Source organism: Roseobacter fucihabitans (genome assembly GCF_014337925.2).
Classification (GTDB): domain Bacteria; phylum Pseudomonadota; class Alphaproteobacteria; order Rhodobacterales; family Rhodobacteraceae; genus Roseobacter; species Roseobacter fucihabitans.
Map to the genome: position 1 here is coordinate 2723545 of NZ_CP143423.1, position 18792 is coordinate 2742336.

The 18792-nt window shown below is 58.7% G+C and carries 15 protein-coding genes and 2 pseudogenes; 9 read left to right on the top strand and 8 right to left on the bottom strand.

The genetic code is table 11. The features are described from left to right. Position 1 precedes the first annotated feature (1 nt). The 3 genes from ROLI_RS13325 to ROLI_RS13335 are packed head-to-tail and all read left to right on the top strand — an operon-like array spanning position 2 to position 2657. Positions 2-1015 (top strand): ABC transporter permease, encoded by a 1014-nt coding sequence (locus ROLI_RS13325; RefSeq protein ID WP_187430320.1) that lies wholly within the window; start codon positions 2-4, stop codon positions 1013-1015. A gap of 44 nt (positions 1016-1059) precedes the next feature. After that, positions 1060-2061 carry a dihydroxyacetone kinase subunit DhaK gene (locus tag ROLI_RS13330; protein WP_187430321.1) on the top strand — a complete coding sequence of 334 codons (1002 nt, stop codon included), beginning with the start codon at positions 1060-1062 and terminating at the stop codon, positions 2059-2061. Next, on the top strand, positions 2058-2657 hold the full coding sequence (locus ROLI_RS13335) for a dihydroxyacetone kinase subunit L (protein WP_187430322.1): 600 nt from the start codon (positions 2058-2060) through the stop codon (positions 2655-2657). Before ROLI_RS13330 ends, ROLI_RS13335 begins: the two co-directional genes overlap by 4 nt. Positions 2658-2681: 24 nt before the next feature. On the opposite strand, the gene ROLI_RS13340 is transcribed toward ROLI_RS13335, so the two are convergent. From ROLI_RS13340 to mtnK, 5 genes are read right to left on the bottom strand one after another with little or no spacing between them, the layout of a single operon-like run. Then, a complete protein-coding gene (locus ROLI_RS13340; RefSeq protein ID WP_187430323.1) occupies positions 2682-3761 on the bottom strand; it encodes an aldo/keto reductase in 1080 nt (359 codons plus the stop codon). Between the two features lie 15 nt (positions 3762-3776). After that, a complete protein-coding gene (locus tag ROLI_RS13345; protein ID WP_187430324.1) occupies positions 3777-4451 on the bottom strand; it encodes a class II aldolase/adducin family protein in 675 nt (224 codons plus the stop codon). Next, the gene (locus ROLI_RS13350; protein ID WP_222869533.1) at positions 4448-5455 is read right to left on the bottom strand and encodes a sugar-binding transcriptional regulator; all 1008 of its coding nucleotides are present in this window, start codon (positions 5453-5455) and stop codon (positions 4448-4450) included. The genes ROLI_RS13345 and ROLI_RS13350 overlap by 4 nt, the downstream gene beginning before the upstream one ends. Before the next feature lie 9 nt (positions 5456-5464). Continuing rightward, on the bottom strand, positions 5465-6568 hold the full coding sequence (mtnA, locus tag ROLI_RS13355; protein WP_187430326.1) for an S-methyl-5-thioribose-1-phosphate isomerase: 1104 nt from the start codon (positions 6566-6568) through the stop codon (positions 5465-5467). Beyond that, the gene (gene mtnK, locus ROLI_RS13360; protein WP_187430327.1) at positions 6565-7824 is read right to left on the bottom strand and encodes an S-methyl-5-thioribose kinase; all 1260 of its coding nucleotides are present in this window, start codon (positions 7822-7824) and stop codon (positions 6565-6567) included. The genes mtnA and mtnK overlap by 4 nt, the downstream gene beginning before the upstream one ends. Before the next feature lie 129 nt (positions 7825-7953). On the opposite strand from mtnK, the gene ROLI_RS13365 reads away from it, so the two are divergent. The 5 genes from ROLI_RS13365 to ROLI_RS13385 all read left to right on the top strand — a co-directional run bounded on the left by ROLI_RS13365 (position 7954) and on the right by ROLI_RS13385 (position 12900). Beyond that, positions 7954-9471, top strand: coding sequence for a sugar ABC transporter ATP-binding protein (locus tag ROLI_RS13365; protein WP_187430328.1), 1518 nt, complete (start codon positions 7954-7956; stop codon positions 9469-9471). Further along, positions 9468-10478, top strand: coding sequence for an ABC transporter permease (locus tag ROLI_RS13370; RefSeq protein WP_187430329.1), 1011 nt, complete (start codon positions 9468-9470; stop codon positions 10476-10478). Before ROLI_RS13365 ends, ROLI_RS13370 begins: the two co-directional genes overlap by 4 nt. A 25-nt stretch (positions 10479-10503) precedes the next feature. Continuing rightward, positions 10504-11544: a substrate-binding domain-containing protein gene (locus ROLI_RS13375; protein WP_187430330.1), complete on the top strand. Its 1041-nt coding sequence runs from the start codon at positions 10504-10506 to the stop codon at positions 11542-11544. Positions 11545-11724: 180 nt separating this feature from the next. Next, complete coding sequence (locus ROLI_RS13380) at positions 11725-11937, top strand: hypothetical protein (RefSeq protein ID WP_187430331.1); 213 nt, start codon at positions 11725-11727, stop codon at positions 11935-11937. 459 nt (positions 11938-12396) lie between these two features. Continuing rightward, a complete protein-coding gene (locus tag ROLI_RS13385; RefSeq protein WP_187430332.1) occupies positions 12397-12900 on the top strand; it encodes a hypothetical protein in 504 nt (167 codons plus the stop codon). A gap of 48 nt (positions 12901-12948) precedes the next feature. On the opposite strand, the pseudogene ROLI_RS13390 reads toward ROLI_RS13385, so the two are convergent. From ROLI_RS13390 to ROLI_RS13400, 3 genes and pseudogenes are all read right to left on the bottom strand, one after another. After that, positions 12949-13068 (bottom strand): annotated as a pseudogene (locus ROLI_RS13390) (IS630 family transposase); the annotation flags it as partial. Positions 13069-14250: 1182 nt separating this feature from the next. Next, positions 14251-16473 carry a TRAP transporter fused permease subunit gene (locus ROLI_RS13395; RefSeq protein ID WP_187430333.1) on the bottom strand — a complete coding sequence of 741 codons (2223 nt, stop codon included), beginning with the start codon at positions 16471-16473 and terminating at the stop codon, positions 14251-14253. Between the two features lie 120 nt (positions 16474-16593). Continuing rightward, positions 16594-17580, bottom strand: a complete 987-nt coding sequence (locus ROLI_RS13400) for a TAXI family TRAP transporter solute-binding subunit (protein WP_187430334.1) — start codon at positions 17578-17580, stop codon at positions 16594-16596. 216 nt (positions 17581-17796) lie between these two features. On the opposite strand from ROLI_RS13400, the pseudogene ROLI_RS13405 reads away from it, so the two are divergent. Further along, positions 17797-18095: pseudogene (locus ROLI_RS13405) on the top strand (helix-turn-helix domain-containing protein); the annotation flags it as partial. Positions 18096-18792 lie beyond the last annotated feature (697 nt).

Genomic DNA, 18792 nt, shown 5'->3' on the forward strand with positions numbered 1-18792 from the left:
CATGACATCACGCATCCCCACAAAAGACATCACCGCCGCTCCGGAATTCCGCCTGCTGGTCATCGCGGTTTTCGTTTTTGGCCTGATGTCGGTGCTCTCCCCGGACAGATTTCTATCCGCGCAAAACCTCACGTCAATGGCCTTTCAGTTTCCTGAATTCGCCATCCTGGCCCTGGCGATGACCCTCACCATGATGACCGGTGGGATCGATTTATCCGTTGTCGGCATTGCAAACCTGTCGGCCGTGACGGCGGCTCTTATCCTGACGCAGGTTTCAGACCCCTCCATGCCGGCCGCGCAATCCGCTCTCTGGCTTGCTTTGGCCGTTACCGCTGCGATGTCCGTCGGTGCCATTGCCGGATTGTTGAACGGCGCGCTGGTGGCCTTTTTCGGCCTGCCGCCCATTCTGGCCACGCTGGGCTCAGGGCTGGTCTTCACCGGCTTTGCCATTGCGATGACCGGGGGCAGTGCGGTGATGGGGTTTCCAGACACCGTTGCCCTGATCGGAAATGCGCAGGTTTTTGGCGTCCCCGTCCCGCTGATCCTGTTTGTGGCCCTCGCGGTCATATTGCATCTGATCCTGACACGCACGGCGTTCGGTTTGCGGGTCACCATGTATGGCGCAAACCCCGTGGCAGCCCTTTATGCTGCCATCGACATCAACCGCATGCTGCTCAAGGTTTATGTGATCTCTGGCATGTTTGCCTCTGTTGCGGGGCTGATCATCATGAGCCGTGCGAACTCGGCCAAGGCGGATTATGGCTCCTCCTACCTGCTGCTGGCCGTTCTGATCGCGGTGCTGGGCGGCGTGAACCCCTACGGCGGGTATGGCCGCGTGATCGGCGTGATCCTTGCGGTGCTGTCGATGCAATTCCTGTCCAGCGGGCTAAACATGCTTCAGGTCTCGAATTTTGCGCGTGAGTTGATCTGGGGTATCCTGCTGATCCTCGTCATGGTCATGAACACCCACGCCGTCGCCGCCCTGCGCGCGAGTTTTGCAAAATCACCTAAATAGCGGGCCCAGCCCGATTAGCCTGTCCCGACCGAGCGGAGAAGAAAATGAAAAAGATACTCAACAACCCCGAAGATTATGTGGATGAAATGCTGGCGGGCCTGACCGCGGCGCATCCGGAATATTACAAGCTGCACGGCGAGGGCGGCAAGGTTGTCCTGCGCGCCGAGCCGGGACAGAACGGCAAGGTCGGCATTGTCACCGGGGGCGGTTCGGGCCACCTGCCCGTGTTCACTGGCTATGTCGGCAAAGGGCTGCTCGATGCCTGCGCCATTGGCGATGTCTTCTCCTCCCCTTCCGCCGAACAGATGGCGGATGCGATCCGGGCCGCTGACAGCGGGGCGGGTGTTTTACGCCTCTATGGGAATTATGGCGGGGACGTGATGAATTTCGACATGGCCGGGGATCTGGTGGAATTCGACGATATCACCTGCTCAACCGTTCTGCTGGCCGATGATGTGGCCTCTGCGCCCCCTCAGGAGGCCGAAAAGCGCCGGGGCGTGGCCGGCATGGTCTATGCGTTCAAGATCGCCGGGGCGGCAGCCGAAGAGGGTCGCGATCTGGACGGTGTGACCGCCGTGGCGCAAAAGGCGGCAGATGCCTGTCGCTCAATTGGTGCCGCACTGTCGCCCTGCACCGTGCCACAGGCCGGGAAACCAACCTTTGAGATCGCTGACGAAGACATGGAAATGGGCATGGGCATCCACGGCGAACCCGGCGTGTGGCGCGGCAAGCTGCAAACGGCGGATCAGATTGCGGGCGAGATGATGGATCGTCTGTTGGCGGATATGCCCGTGGCCGCAGGCGACCGTGTGTCGGTCATGGTGAACTCGCTGGGTGCGACGCCACCCGAAGAGCTCTACATCCTTTACCGCGTTGTGAAAGCCCGCTTGGAAGAAGCGGGTGCCACCATCGTCAAGCCACTGGTCGGGCGCTACGCCACATCTATGGAAATGACGGGGGTGTCCTTCACCCTGTGCAAGCTGGACGACGAGTTGGAAACCCTGCTGAACGCCCCCTGCGATTGTGCCTTCTGGAGCGTCAGATGAACATCACACGGGACACGTTACTGGCCGCGATAGACCGCATCACAGCGGCGATGGAGCGGGATTTCGAGATGCTCAACGCCGCTGATGGTGCGCTTGGGGATGGTGATCTGGGCGTGACCATGGCCCGTGGCATGCGCGCCATCACGCAGATGAAAGAGGAATTGCCCGAGGACATCGGCATGGCGCTGCTGCAATGCGCGCAGGCCTTTACCAAAACCTCCGGGTCGTCTTACGGCACCTTGATGGCGACCGGATTGATGAGCGCGGCCAAGACCCTGCGCGGCGCGCAGGTGATCGAGCCTGCCAGCATCCCCGAACTGATCGCCGGGGCGCGCGACAAGATGCAGGCGCGCGGCAAGGCGGAGCTGGGCGGCAAGACCGTTCTGGACAGTCTGGATTATATCGTCCGTGCCACCGCCGATGGTGACGACAAGGCGCGCGCGGCGGCTCAGGCCGTCGACAAAGCCCTCGATGATTTCCGCGACAAACCCGCCACTGTGGGGCGCGCGCGCATCTTTGGCGACAAGAGCATCGGACTGGACGATCCTGGCATGCTGGCCATGCAGTCCATCATCAAGGCCGCCACCGGATCCTAAACCCAGCCGAGGGGTGCCCGGCCGCTAGACCAGCGGGTCTTCCCCGCCGTAATGCCGGTCTGGGTAATCCGCATGCAAAGCCTGATCCGCCGCACTAAACCGGGCACGTGCGAAATTATGCTGGTGCCAATAGGGATAGACCAAAGGCAGGCGGCTGACATCATTCAGACGCTTCAATTCATCATCTGAGAGTACAAGATCAACCGCGCGGAAATTGCGCTCAAACTGATCAGCATTGCGACCGCCCACCACCAATGACGCCACCGCCGGGCGCGTCAGCAGCCAGGCCAGCGCGATCTGTGCGGCCTCGACGTTATGCGCCTCGCCGATCTCAACCAATAAATCAACGATGTTCCACAGCCGCTCTGTGTCGCGGATCGGCGGCTCATTCCACCCTTCGGCCTGCCGTGATCCTTGCGCAGGACCCGCGCCGCGGCGGTGTTTCCCCGACAGCAATCCGGCGGCCAGCGGCGACCAGATCAGTACGCCCAGACCCTGATCGACCGACAGCGGCAAAAGCTCATACTCCGCCTCGCGCGCCTCAATCGTGTAATGGATCTGCTGGCTGGCGAAACGGCTGGAATGGCGCGGTGCTGCGGCGAGCGATTTCATCACCTGCCACGCGGAATAGTTCGAACAGCCCGCGTAGCGAATTTTCCCCTGTTGGATCAGCGTATCCAGCGCCTCCATTTTCTCCTCAACCGGGGTCAACCCGTCCCATTCGTGCATGTAATAGATGTCAATATGATCGGTGCGCAGCCGCTTGAGCGAGCGTTCACATTCCCGGATCAGATGCCAGCGCGACACGCCTTCGTCGTTGGGACCCTGCCCAATCGGCATCCGCGCTTTGGAGGTGACCAGAACGTTGTCGTATCGGCCTTCCAGCACTTCGCCCAAAATCTCTTCGGAGAGGCCCGTGGAATACATGTTCGCGGTGTCAAAAAGATTGACGCCATGATCAATGCAGGTGTCCACAAGCAGACGGGCGTCGCTCACCCCCTGGCTTGCCGCGCGCGCAAAATCACCCCGCCCACCGAAGGTGAAGGTGCCCATCGTGATGGCCGAAACCTTCAGCCCGGTCCGTCCCAAGGTGCGATATTTCATGATGTCTCCCCCGTTTTATGTGTCGCTCGCAGCCCGCGGCCCGTAGTCCTGAAAGGCGACCAACACCTCTGCAATTTCGGCATCCGACAGGATAACAGCCTCGCCACCGATGCTGCTGAACAGATAGGTGCGCGCGAGCGTTTCAAGCTCTTCCAGCCGCCAGAAGGCCTTGTCGATGGTTTCGCCAAGGACCGTCGCCCCGTGATTGGCCATCAAACATCCATGCCGGTCCGCCATGATCTGCGCCATATTGGCACAAAGTTCCGGGCTGCCAAAGAGCGCATAATCCGCAAGCGGCACGTTATTCCCGCCAAAGGCCGCGATCATATAGTGGCACGCCGGGATCGCGCGGCGCTGTACGGCGAGGACACTGCAATAGGGCGGATGCGCATGTAAAACCACGGGCATGTCAGGGCGCGCGCGATGCATGCCTTGGTGGAACGGCCATTCGGACGACGGCTTCGGGCCATTGCTGGCGGGCAAGCCGGTCAGCGGGATCGTCACCATCGCATCGGGGGTCAAATCCTCATAGGGCACACCGGAGGGCGTGATCAGAATACCACCGTCGATCCGGGCCGAGATGTTGCCCGACGTGCCTTGGTTCAGGTGCCGGTCGTTCATCCGAAGACAGGCGTCGATCAAGGCTTGGCGCGTCACGCGCGTATCGGGAAGCGGGTTTGCAGGCGTCATGATGTCATCTCCAACAGTTCCTCTGCCACCCGCGCGCTGGTCGCAAGATGCGTCACAAACCCACCCTTGATGGCGGCCTGCGCTGGCCCGGCGCGTCCCGGCCCGGCGGCAACCAAAAGCGCCATATCCTTGCCCCGCATCTGCTCCAGCGACACGCCGATCATGCGCTCTTCGACATCGGCAAACATGGGCTGCCCGTCCGCGTCAATCAAGCGACCACAAATCACTCCCGCCGCGCCCTTATCGCGGTATTCGGCAATCCCCGCGGCACTCAGGATACCGCTGCGCACGACATGCGCGTCCGCATCACAGGTGCCACAGGCCAGAATGGTCTTGTTGCACCGCGCCAAGGCCCCAAGCTGGTCGCGCACCACCGGTTCGTCGCAAAGCGCATCGCGCAGGCTTTTGGTGGAAAGGACCAATGGCACATGCAGGTTTATGCACTGCCCGCCCAACCGGTGCGCCAACATCGACGTGCAGGCCTCTGCTTCAAAACCAAGGGCTGCGGGGCGCGAACCCAAAAGCTGGATCACCGTGAGATCCGATACCGGCGTATGAGGGACCTGCTGCGCCATCTGATAGACAGTTGCGCCCCAGGACACCCCGAGAATGTCACCCGGCTCCAACAATCGTGGCAACCAATCCGCCGCCGCCCGCGTCACCCGCGAGACGCTGGCCGCAGCCCCGTCCCGATCACCAGACCCCTCAGGCACCACCAAGGCCTCCGCCAGCCCGTATTTAGCGCAAAGTTGTGCTGCCAGGCGGTGTCCACAAAACACATCGCTGTCCAGATGCACCCGGACCCAATCGCGCGCGCGCACCTCGTTGAGGTAATTCACCACCGACGCGCGGCTGATCCGCATACGTGCGGCGATCTCGTTCTGGTTCAGCCCATCGTGGTAATAGAGCCACGCCGCCTCGACATAAAGCGCGTCCTCACGCGGGGGAAGTCGCACCAGATCGGGGGCGCTGCTTTTGGCTTTGCCGATGGACCCCGCAGACATCGGCACGTCTTATTCTGCCGCCTCGGCAAAATCCGGAAACAGACCGGATAACCCGGCCTCAGAGGCCTCGCAGACCCCGCGTTCGGTGATCAGCCCGGTGACCAATCGGTTCGGCGTCACATCGAAGGCCGGATTGCCCCCTGTCGTGCCTTCGGGCGTGACCTGCACCGTGCCAAGGCCGCCGCCCTCGATGAGCCCCTGAACATGGGTGACCTCCTGCGCATTCCGTTCTTCGATCGGGATTTCGGCGACACCATCACTCACCGTCCAATCAATCGTGGGCGACGGCAACGCCACGTAAAACGGCACGCCATTGTCATGCGCCGCCAGCGCCTTGAGATACGTGCCGATCTTGTTGCACACATCGCCGCGCCGCGTCGTGCGGTCGGTGCCGGTGATCACCATATCGACCATGCCGTGCTGCATCAGATGGCCGCCCGCATTGTCGGTGATATAGGTGTGCGGCACCCCGTGCTTGCCCAGCTCCCAGGCGGTCAATGCGCCTTGATTGCGCGGGCGGGTTTCATCAACCCACACATGCAGCGCAACCCCTGCGTCCTGAGCGTGATACATCGGGCTGGTCGCAGTCCCCCAATCAACGGTCGCGAGCCATCCGGCGTTGCAATGGGTCAGCAATCGCACCGGTTCACCCGCAGGTTTGCGCGCGGCAATTTCGCGGATCAGGGCCAGACCGTTTTCCCCGATGCGGCGGTTGATTTCCACGTCCTCATCGGCAATTTCATGTGCCAAGGTCAAGGCGACAGCGGCGCGGTCCGCTTCCGGCACGGGCCGCAACGCCGCGCGACACCGATCCAGTGCCCACCGCAGGTTGATCGCGGTCGGGCGGGTTTTCTCAAGAAATGTCCACGCCGCATCCATATTTGCATCTGACGCGTCCTGCGCCATCGCCAGCGCCATGCCATAAGCCGCCGTGGCCCCGATCAGCGGGGCACCCCGCACACGCATCTGGTAAATGGCATCGGCAAATTCCTGCATGCTGGCCACCGGGATGACGCGGAACTCATGCGGCAACCAGCGTTGGTCGATGATCTCCAGAACCTGGTTGTCGCTGTTCCACCACAGGGACCGGTAATGTGTGCCGTCGATCTTCATAGGACGTCCTTTCCGTTGAACTCTCGCGCCAGGGCGCACACCGCCTGCGCATCGGCGATGGTGTCTGCCGTATGGATCAATTCCGCGCCCATGCTCAGATTGCGCGCTTCAAGCCGCGCGCGCAGCGCTACGTCATCAATTTCCTCGAAATCTGCGTTATGCGCCAGGGACAAGCATCGCCGGTGCATTTCGATCCCACAAACCGCCCATGCATCGCGCCAAATCCCGGCCAGCACCGCATCGCAAGCCGCAGTGCTGTCGTGACCCTGATCCTCGAAGAGGGCCGCAGGGTACAGGATGCCGGTTCGCTCGGTGGCCCACAGATGGCGGAACTCTTGTTCAAAATGGTCGCTGATGTCCGCGATGACCTCCAAGATCCACTCTTGATACGCCGATAGGTTCGCACCGCGATGCGCAGGTTGACTGAAATAGGCCATCAGGAAATTAGCACAGAGCATCCCAATATCAAATCCCATCGGGCCATATTGAACAAATTCGGGATCAATCACGCGACTGTCGTCATCCGTCGACATGATGGAGCCGGAATGCAGATCGCCATGCACCATGGTTTGCGTGTTCGACACAAACTGCTGCAACATCTGTTGCACCTTGACTTTGAGCCCGATGTCATTGCGCAATTTGGCAATGACGGGCGCCAGCCCTTCGGTGTGGCTATTCATGTCAGCGTCGAAATAGGGGTCGGTGAAAACCAAGGCTTCGGTGATCGCGGGGATCTCCACGTTCCCGGCAAAAAGCGCCACATCCGCTTTCTTATCAGGGCTCTGCATAGACAGCTCGGACCCGCGAAAGGCGGTTCTTGCGCAATATCGGCCCAAAAACGCCGCCAGCCCTGCCACCTGTTCCCCAGCGATCAGCTTGCGGCGCAAGATCACATGCGGCGCAAGGAACTCCATGATGATCATCGCCTGAACCTCGTCGAAATGGTATATGACAGGCACGGCACCGGGATCGCGCGCGGCCTGACGCCTCAGCGCGTGATATTCGAAAAATGCGCGGTAGAGCGGCAAAGGCCAGCTGTCCCCGACCAGGCGCACATAGGGCAAGGCCTGCTTGACGATGGCCTTGCCGTTCGGACCGCTGACGATGAACACAAGATTGAGGTTACCGTCCCCGACCTCCTGCACCTGCCAGGTTGCCGCGTCTTGCCCCACGTGTTGTATCAGGGCGGCGACGTCTTTTAACCGCTCTGGCAATGTCTCAACGGTTAAGGCCTGATATGCCGTGTCTGCGGTCATCGTCGCCCCCCTCTCGTGCTCAAACGCGCCTTACCCAAATTACATACTTGCCGATTTATACTTATGTCAAATTATTTGACAAAAGTATTTCACCCTGCCTATCGTCAGGCCACAAAGGGGAGGAAATGAGTGGTCAGCGACGCGCTCAACGTGAACGGTTTGCAAAAATCATTCGGGAAAAACTATGTACTGCGCGGCATTGACCTGGCCCTGTCACCGGGGTCCGTGACTGTTCTTATGGGTGCAAATGGTGCGGGAAAATCCACGCTGGTCAAGGTGATCTGCGGCCATCACCCTGCCGATGGCGGCACGGTGACACTGTCCGGGGTCCCTTTCGACCCCGTCGATGAGGCAGACGCGATCCACAAGGGCGTGGTCACGGTGCACCAATCCATTGATGACGGCGTCATTCCGGATCTGGACGTGGCTAATAACCTGATGCTCGACCGTCTTGTCGAGCCCGGCCACGGTTTTTTTGTCCGCGAGCGTCATCTGCGCGCCGAGGCCACCAAGGTGGCCGCCGCCATGGGCATCCACGTGGATCTGCGCGCACGGGTGTCGGATCTGTCTGTCGCGGACCGGCAGATGATCGCAATCGCGCGCGCCATGGCACGCGCCCCCAAAGTCCTGATCCTGGACGAGCCGACCTCGTCGCTGTCGGCCTCCGAGGCGGAGCGGCTTTTTGCCTTGATCAATCGTTTGCGCACACAAGGCGTGGCGATCTTGTATATTTCGCACCGCATGTCGGACATCCGGCGCATTGCCGATCGCATCGTGGTGATGCGCGACGGCGCGATTTCGGGCGTGTTTGAGAGCGAAGCCCTCGATTATAACGCCGCCGTCACCGCAATGCTGGGTCACCGCATGACCGATGTGGATGTCACTGTGCAATGCGGCACGGCTCCGGTATTGGACCTCTGCGATCTGTGCCTCTTTGACAGTGCCGCGCCTTTCAATTTGACAGTGCATGACGGTGAAGTGGTGGCGCTTGTGGGTCTTCTGGGCAGCGGTAAAAGCCGGTTGGCCGATATTCTCTATGGGATCGCACGGCCCGCAGATGGACATATCCGCCTTGAAGGGCGCGATTACGCCCCCCGTTCGGTTGAAGACGCCGTGGCGCAGGGCGTGTTCATGTCGCCCAAGGACCGCAGCACAAACGCGGTGATCCCGGCCTTTGATATTGCCGATAATATGACCCTGCCGTTCCTTCAGACCCTCAGCGCCGGACCCTTCCTCAAATCGCCACAACAGCGCAACCGCACCCAAGAAATGGTGGATCAACTTGGCATCGTCTGCCAGTCGGTCAGCGATGGCATTGGCAGCTTGTCAGGGGGCAACCAACAAAAGGTCATGATCGCCCGGTGGCTGCTGGAACCGGCAAAAGTGCTGCTCCTGGATGAACCGTTTCAGGGCGTGGACATCGGTGCGCGCCGCGACATCGGGCGACATATCCGGGCGACGGCGCAGGGACGCGCCACTCTGGTTTTCCTTGCCGAGATCGATGAGGCGCTTGAAATTGCCGACCGGATATTGGTCATGAGCGAGGGAACAATCGTCGGCGAGCATGTCAATCAGAACATCGACCTTACCGCGCTGGTCGCGGACGTGACCGGCACAACATTACCCGCAACAGGCATATCTCTATGAACGACCGCACCCTCGATTTTGCCATTCGCTATGGCTTCCTGCTCCTTCTTTTCGGGCTGATCGTCTATTTCAGCCTCGCCGCGCCGGGCTTCTTTGGTCCCTTGTCCGCCGCTTTCGTGCTGCAATCGGTGGCCATCACCGGCATTCTCGCGCTTGGCGTGACCTGTACGCTTGTCGTGGACGGGTTTGATTTGTCCATTGGTGCTGTGGCGACATCGGCGCTGATGCTGTCGGCCTATTCCATGGTGATCCTGGAGCACCCCGCGATCGTCGCCGTCGCTCTGTGTCTGGGCATGGGTGCGCTTGTCGGGCTGATCAACGGGCTGCTGATTGTGAAATTTCGCGTGCCAGACCTGTTGGCAACGCTCGGCATGATGTTTCTGCTCATCGGCCTGCAACGCATCCCGACGCAAGGAAATTCCATCGCAACGGGCATGACATTATCCAACGGCACCGTCGCCGAGGGCACGTTTTCCGCGGCCTTCCTATGGCTTGGACGTCACCGGTTTGATGTGGTCATCGAAAGGCTGTTGCCGATGCCCGTGGTGATCTTTGTGGTCATCGCCGTGCTGATCTGGCTGCTCCTTGGCTTCACCCGTCACGGGCGGCTGATGTATGCCATCGGCTCAAATGCGCGCGCCGCCAGCCTCGTGGGAACGCCGGTCAACCGGTATAAAATTATTGCCTATATGATTTCCGGCGTGACCGCCTCCGTGGGGGGCATCCTGCTGGCCGCAAGGCTGGGGCGCGGCGATATTGCCAGCGGCAACAACCTGCTGCTGGACAGCGTCGCGGCGGCTCTGATCGGGTTTGCTGTGCTCGGTGCCGCCCGGCCCAACGCCTTCGGGACCGCCATGGGCGCGCTTTTTGTCGGGATTCTGCTGCAAGGCATGACGATGATGAACGCGCCCTATTACACTCAGGATTTCGTCAAGGGGGCCGTTCTGGTCGCAGCCCTTGTGTTCACATTTTACCTGTCCTCGCGCCGCACCGGCACGGGGCATTGATCATCAGCAATAGGGAGGACTACATATGCTGAAACGTCACTTCATGGCCCTTGCGAGCGTGGCTAGCCTTGCGCTTGGCGCGGGCGTTGCAACGGCGCAGGACGCGCCTGCACCTCTGGACAATCCCGAGGACGTCACAATTGCGCTTGTGCGCTATCTCTCAACGGGGGATTTCTTTCAGGCCTATCTGTCGGGTGTCGAAAAACAGGCAGCGGCGCTCGGCGTCAATCTGCGCGTGCTCGACAGCCGTCAGGACGCCGCTCTTCAGTCCGACATGGTCGAGCAGGCCATCGCCCTGGGTGTGGACGGGATCATCATCCAGCACGGGTTGACGGAATCCATGCGGGATGCGGCCCAGCGGGCGGTGGATGCGGGCATTAAGGTCGTTGCGTTCGACGTGAACGTCGAAAACGAAGCCATCCCGCAGATCGAGCAATCCGATTACCTGCTGGGCAAATTGGCGTTGGAACAGGCGATTGCGGACAATGGTGACAGCTTTTCCGCAGGCTACGTCTATGTTCCCGGCATCGCGCCGCTGGATCGCCGTCACGTCGCCTGGGAAGAGGTGAAACAAGCGAATTCCGGCATCACAGAGGCCGCGCGGATCGGCACCCTCGACAACCCAATCGCCAACGCCAATGCCAATCAGGCGCGCGCGGCCCTTCAGGCCAATCCCGGTATTTCGGTCTTTTTCGCGCCCTACAACGAGTTCGCAAAGGGCGTTAAGATCGCCGCGGACGAGTTGGGCATCAGCAATGACATGTCCATCTACTCTGCCGATATCTCCACTGCGGATATCGCCCTGATGCGCGAAACCGACAGCGCCTGGAAGGCAACCGTTGCCACGAACCCCGCCGTGGTGGGTGAGGTCTCAGTGCGCGCGTTGGCTCTGATGCTGGTGGGCGAAGATCCGGGTGCGTCGGTGATTGTGCCGCCCACTTTGATCACGCAATCCTTCCTCAATGACAACAACATCCGCAACATGGAAGACCTGGGCGTGAAGATGCCCCAATTTCAGCATGCCGATGTGGCGATGGCCGACTGGATGCCCCTGCCCGCCCGGTGACAAGACCCGACCCGGCCCAATATACCCAAGGGCCGGGTCGGTCATGAGGACGCAGCGCGCCCAGCTCAGCGGAATGTATCTGAGACGGGCATCTGAATTGCTTAGCATGTCCAATCAAATGCGACTTGGCCGGGGCATCATGATCGAAACGCGATAAGTTCCGAAAACGGGATCGGCGTTTTGGCGGATATACCTGGTATTTTCGGTCAAGCTGATAATGGGAGGTCGGCTGGGGTTTACGCTGTCCCTGCAGAAGTGAAGATGCTTGAGGCGCTTCTCGCCGCTGAATTGATCAGGCGAGAGGGTATCAAAAAAGTGACGCCATTTTTGGTTTTTGAGGACTTCAGAGTCCTCTTCCATTTCAGCGAAAAACCGCAAGGGAAGCATGAATAACGAAGTGCTGAAGCTGACTAGTGGTCAGGTGCAAAGGAGGAATTAACTGGGAAAATTGAATCCACAATTAAACGAGCAGGTTGAAGGATTCAAAGCGGCCGTTAAACACGTAAGGGCTGAGACATCCGATGAGGTCCTTGATAAGATCATGGACAAACCGGACCTGACGCAGAAGTCGGAATCTGACGCGGAGAAAGACGACTGACTAAGCGCCGTTAGTGTCTGCTTCTTTGGCAGATATTTGAGACCAACATCGTGCATCCCAATGTCCCTGGGGCGAGCTTCCACTCCTTAAGCGACTGGTTTTGCTGCCTCTCACACCGATGGCCATGAACTTCGGTTGACCCGGCTATGAAGCGCGTGGCATGAATAGCGCATCGTAACATCAGAGTTTTCAGGCGGATGTATTTACTGCTGGCACGGTAGTCTGAGTATCTTTCCAACTCAAAGAGGCCTACCATGTCATTGTTATTTCACTCATTATATAAAGCAGCCAAACCGCTGCTTTGGCTCATGAGCGCCTTCCTGACTTTATCAAATGGTGCTGCAAGTGCATCTGAATTTTGCGAGAACATGAAAGTTCTGACGGCCAAAGCGCGGTCGAACTTTGAAACAAAATCCACTCAGCCCGCTGAATTCATGGTGCTAAAAACCTTGCCTGATGCAAAAAAATGTACTTTGGGACGCGCGCTATCGGGCGGCAACACATATCACTGTGCCTGGAATTACCCTTTCAGAGATGACGCGGCAAATATGGCGTTTGAGGCTTTCAATCTCATGATGCGGGAGTGTTTTAAGAACCGTTCTGAAAAGATTGAAGACACGGGCGTGAACCATCCTGACACTTACTACCAGATCCATCATATTTTGGATGAAGTTGTCGTAAGTGTCTCCCTTAAAGACAAGAGTTCCCTTCAAGAAACCTACTTATTCGTAGGTATTCAGGGCAAAAGAAGCGACTAAAGCATTTTGCATTTAATCTGAGGCATATCCGGCAGCTTTGAGGAGGTTTCAGCATTCGTTTGGATCAAACGGATCACAAATGTCGCTAAGTGCCTGGAAGAGTGTATCAAACGTTCTTGGCCCGATCCGTCTCAGATGGGCTTTGAGCTTTGAGAAAGCCATCTCGATCATTGCCCGGCAGGGTATTGCGCGGCAATATCCCCAGAAGCAATAAAGTGTGGCTCCTGGCGCATGCGCGGCTGGCGGCGGTTGATCCAGCCTTGCCTTGCGCAGGGCAGGCCGATTACGTTCCCGTGCGATAAGTCCTTTTTCCATATGAGAACCCGGCGCGTACCAAGGCGCAAGGCAGGCCGCCCGGACGGTTTGGCAAGCGGGCCCCGCATCTCGACTTTCTTCTCGATATCATGCGTGCAGAACCAGACATCACGTTGAAGGAACTGGCCGCCGCACTGTGCGAGACCGAGGGGGTTCAGATGCAGCTCTCATCGCTGCATCATGCGCTGGATCGCGCCAGGTTCTCATATGAAAAAAGGACTGATCGCAACTCAGCGTGATCGGCCTGCGCTGCGCCAGACACGTCAGGAGTGGATCACGCGCTGCCAGCCAAGGATGCGGCAGGAACCTCACGGGCTGGTCTTTATTGCTTCTCGGGACATTGCTGCGCAATACCCTGACGGTCAATGATCGAGATGGCTTTCTCAAAGCTCAAAGCCCACCTGCGACGGATCGGGGCCAGAACCTTCGAAGTCCTTGGCGACATATGCGACCTCTTCGAGCCCCAAAAATGCTGGAACTTCATCAAAGCTGCCGGATATACCTCAAATTAAATAGAAAACGCTTTAGGATGCGCTGCTGACAAGCGCTCGGCGCGAAACTCTGCCGCAATCCGATATGCCCTCATCGGCTGACGACGTGAGCGACCCTCCCCGTGCTGCGGTGCAGCCCATTATTGAATGGCCTTTACTGCAATTTCGAGATTTGCAACGGACCCATTCAATTTGAGAAATATCGGCTCGCCGCATAAGTGCCTTCGAGATTTCGTGCAAATGCGACGGCAGCGCGAGCATGTTCATCGGGATCAGCAAACTGATAAACGATACGCAGGCCGTCCCCGGTTGCTTCGCAGGTGCCTCACCCAAACTCATCATTGGGCTTGAGCGGTGATAAAACCCTCTGGCGCGACAAAGGGCCGCCTTCGCCGGAGGTTTGCGTGACCTCAACCCGGTTTGGCTCCCCACATCCAGGACCATCTCGCAAATTTCTTTGAGGTCCATGACCCCAAAAGGAAGGAACGGGCTGTCTTGCTGTCCCCAGCGATACCCCCCGGTCAGCACTCTCAGCACCAGCTGGTTATGGCGCCGCCGGCTTGGCGCTTGTGGCACGTGACAGGAAAAACAGCGCAACCGCCCCACCAATACCGATCAGATCCGACACCAGACCGCCCTCAATCATAAAGAGCGCAACAATGATCAGCCCACCACGGATAGGCCAATTTGCCTTGCGCGCGGCCCACCAGCCTTGCACGCCAGAAGATAGAAGATAGACACCAAAAATCGCAGTTGCCGCCGCGCGAAATACCTCGAACCATGTGCCATCCATCAACAGGGCCGAGTTATAAAAGAACATGAACGGCACGATGAAAGCCGAAATGCCGATCTTGAAGGAGGCAACCGAAGTGGCCATGGGATTGGCCCCCGAAATACCGGCGGCGGCGTAACTGGCCAGCGCCACAGGCGGGGTGATTGCAGAAACAACGGCGAAGTAGAACACAAAGAAATGTGCCGTCAGTGCGGGGATGCCCAATTGTATCAGCCCCGGTGCCACCACGCTTGCCGCAACGGCATAGGCGGCCGTCGTCGGCATCCCCATTCCCAGCAGGATCGAGATGCACATCGCGAAGAACAGCGCCAATAGCTGGTTCGCATCCGCAATGCTGAGCAAGACAGAGGAGAACCGCGCGCCCACACCGGTGAGCGAGATGACCCCGACGATGATGCCCGCACAGGCACAGACGGCGATAATCTGGATCGACATGATGCCCGCAAGTTCAAACGCCTTGGCTATGGATTTGAGGCCCATTCGGTAGGGCGTAAACCAGCTGACCACAGCCGCCGCCGCAGTCGCCAATGTCCCTGCCCGGATAACCGAATACCCCATGAAGAGCGCCGCGATCAGGATGACGATGGGGAGAAACAGGAATACACGCCGCACCATATCGCGGAATTTTGGCAGCTCATCCTCGCGCATGCCGCGCATCCCGAGTTTGGCCGCCTCAAAGTCCACCATGAAGTAGACCGACACGAAATACAGCACCGCAGGGATGATCGCAGCGATCGCAATGTCGGTGTAAGGGATACCGGTGATTTCGGCCATGATGAAGGCACCCGCCCCCATGATCGGCGGCATGATCTGCCCCCCGGTGGAGGCCGCGGCCTCAACCGCGCCCGCCGTGGTTGGTTTGTAGCCGACTTTTTTCATCAGCGGGATCGTCAGTGACCCGGTGGCCACGACATTGCCCGCAGAGGTGCCGTTGATCATGCCCATCAGACCGCTGGCAAAGATGGATACTTTGGCAGGCCCCCCCCTTGCGCGCCCGGCGGCGGCAAAGGCGAAGTTTACGAAATATTCACCAACTTTGGAGGCCTGTAGAAAGGCGGCAAAAATGATGAACAGGATGATGTAGGTCGAGGAGACGGCCGTCGTCGGGCCCAGGATGCCCGCATCGGTATATACCTGGCTGAAGAACCGTTGCCAGGCAATATCAGGCGCGTTGAGGAAGCCGGGCAAGAGGTCACCGACAAAAACATAGACCAGGAAAATGCCTGCAATCACGATCAACGCAAGCCCTGCCACGCGGCGCGTCATCTCCATAATCAGGGCGGTCCCGGCCACGGCGGCAAGGCTCATCCCGATGGGCGCAAAGGGCGTACCCGTCGCGTTACGCATCAAGGTGCCAAAGATAGTGATGAGGTAAATCGCCACCCCCACAGAACAGACGACAAGCACAAGATCAGCCGCCGCAATCGAGCCGCGCACGCGCGGGCGCAACCATCCGATCACGATGCCAATGGCAGTTGCCGCGATCAACGGCGCGCCGTAATGCCATGTCTCAGCCGTACGAATGCCCGGATCAATGCCGTTCCACATCACACCACCGGCGATCTGATTGGCAAAACCCATCGCGATGTAGCAGGCATAAAACGCAGGTATCAGCGCCAGATAAGCAACGATATCAAGCGGATGCCGCCCCCCCTTGTCCTGATCGGGAAAGGCGCGCGCAGAATAGAGCAGAAATCCAAGGATCAGAGCCCCGGCGATGTGCACGATGCGAAAATTCCAGGTCTCCATCGGAAACACCGGAAGGCCGGGAATATCCACGCCCGTCCAGGCGTTGATCGACCAGCCGTTCAACACCGCCATGTGGAAAATCGCATAAAGACCGGAAATCGCGGCAATGGCCAGATAGGCGCGGCCCTCAAACATGCGCCGATTATGCTCAACCGGTTCGTCGTCGACGCCTTCTACGTTGATGGGGCCGTCGGACAAGCCATCCTGTTGGGCGTCATGGGTCATTGTCTGTCTCCCCCGTGCTGCAGGCGCGTGCGCGACAGCAGCCGTATTGCGCAGGTCTTGAAAGTCATGAATTATGAAAAAGCGGTGACCACACCACAGGCGCGGTCACCCAGAAAATAGTTATTTGCTGTGGATCTGATCGGCTGGGATATCAGCGCCTGCATTGTCAATGAACCACTGCGCCGCACCAGGATGCCACGCGATCACGCCCGCGTTCTTTGTCCAGTTTTCGGGCAAAGTGGAGCGCGCCGCTTTGTGGATGTTCATCATCCGCTCGTTGTCGGACATGATGATGTCGACGACCGCATTGACCATGCTGTCGGGCAGATCGCAGTTTGCGATGGCAAAGTTCCACATCGAAACGGAGCGCGCATCCGCTTCCAGCGTGGAATAGGTGCTGGCCGCGATGTCGAATGGGGCAACCGGGAAGGCCCCCATGATCGTCGCCTGCTCGGCTTGGGTGAACTCGATGATGTTCACATCCGTCTGCACTTCAAGCTGGCTGACCGCAGGCACCGGCACACCGGCGGCAAACGCGATCACGTCGATCAAACCGTCCTGCAGCTGACCACCCAGATCGCTCCAGGAACCGTTGCGGCGGTCAAATTCGACGCCAAGCGTTTCCATCATACGCGGGAAATACGTGTCCGATGTCGACCCCGCGGGGCCAAAACCAATACGCGAACCGGCAGGGATTTCCGCAATTGAGGTGATGCCCGACGAGGACAGCGCAGTTACGGAGAAAGGTGTTTGATACATCGGGAACATCGCGCAGGCGTTTGTCATCGCAAGACCGGGTGCAATCGGGCTGAGGCCCGCAATCGCCTCGGCTGCGGGGCCCATTGTGGTCATGCCGAATTGTGCGTCACCGGTATGGACGAGCGCCATGTTCTGACCCGGACCGCCCGTGACTTCGCCCCCACCGGTCAGACCCAACTCTTCGGCAACCAGGTTTGCCCAGCCCGACCCATAGGCAAAATAAGTTCCGCCTTGCGAAGCCGTCGCAACGGTAAAGCTCTCCGGCCAGCCGGTGCGATCCTGATGCCCATCCGCAAAGGCAGTTGTCGCGGCGAGTGCGGATATTGCTAAAGTTGCAATCAATTTCATAGGTTAGTCCTCCACTGTTTTTTGTCCGATCTTCGAGAGATCAGTTTGAGCTGACGGAGATGCAAGAGCGCAATCCATTCAAGATCAAGTAGGTGTTAGCGTGGAAATTCCAAGCGATAACCAACTATTATTGTAAGTTTTTATACTTACCGGGTCTGGATTCACGAACGAAGTGCAAGTTTTGTATCAAGGTACTGAACTGCATGGCGTTAAATTATGGGCCGCTGCTACCCTCACCTGAACCTCGAAGAACGTCGTAAGCTGGCCAAATGGCTTGATGCGAAGATATCGATCAAGAGGTCGCCGAAAATCTGTGTCGAGACGCCTCGACGATCTAGCGCGAGATCAGGCGGAACTTCTATTTTGGCGAAGAACTGCCACAGCTGAACGGTTATCATGCGTTGAATGCGCAAGACCTGTACGAAGACCACCGCGCCATCCATCGCAAGCTGAACCGAAACACTGACATCATCGCCGCTGTGCGCAGTGGTTTTGATGCGGGATGGTCGCCTGAGTAGATCGCAGGACGAATGCGATTGAAGATCACATCCAGTTCGGGCACCGGGAGTGCGATCTGCTCATGTTCCGTAAGGAATTTGGCACGGCTAAAGCGTTTTGTATTTAATCTGAGGCATATCCGGCAGCTTTGATGAAGTTTCAGCATTTTTGGGGATCGAAGAGGTCGCATATGTCGCAAAGGGCTTCGAAGGTTCTGGTCCCGATCCGTCGCAGGTGGGCTTTGAGCTTTGAGAAAGCCATCTCGATCATTGGCCGTCAGGGTATTGCGCAGCAATGTCCCGAGAGGTGGGATTAAGGTCGGGGACGTATAGCGGTAGGAACAGGAACCAGCAGCCATGCCGTCTCAAGGCCTGCGCGGCGCGTGGGCTTTTGTGAGTGGATAGATTGTCCCTTGCCCGGCAGTTGATTGCGGAGCAATCAAGGAGAGGAGAGAATGACGACAGTATCAGGGGCGAGCATCGGTGCGGGTTGTATTGCGATGTAGGTGTCGAATGCTGGGCCATTCATGGCACCAGTGATGACCCAAGGCGCGATCAGCGCGTTCTGCGTTGACCCTGCGATGAAGTTCTGTGTGTCCCCCATTTATCGAAGAGTGCGGCACCGTAAAGCCGTTCACCGACCGGCCCACGTCCGCATAGCCGCGTGACATTGGTTTTTACGGCTGTCTCATCCACTGGTTGGCAGGGTATTGCG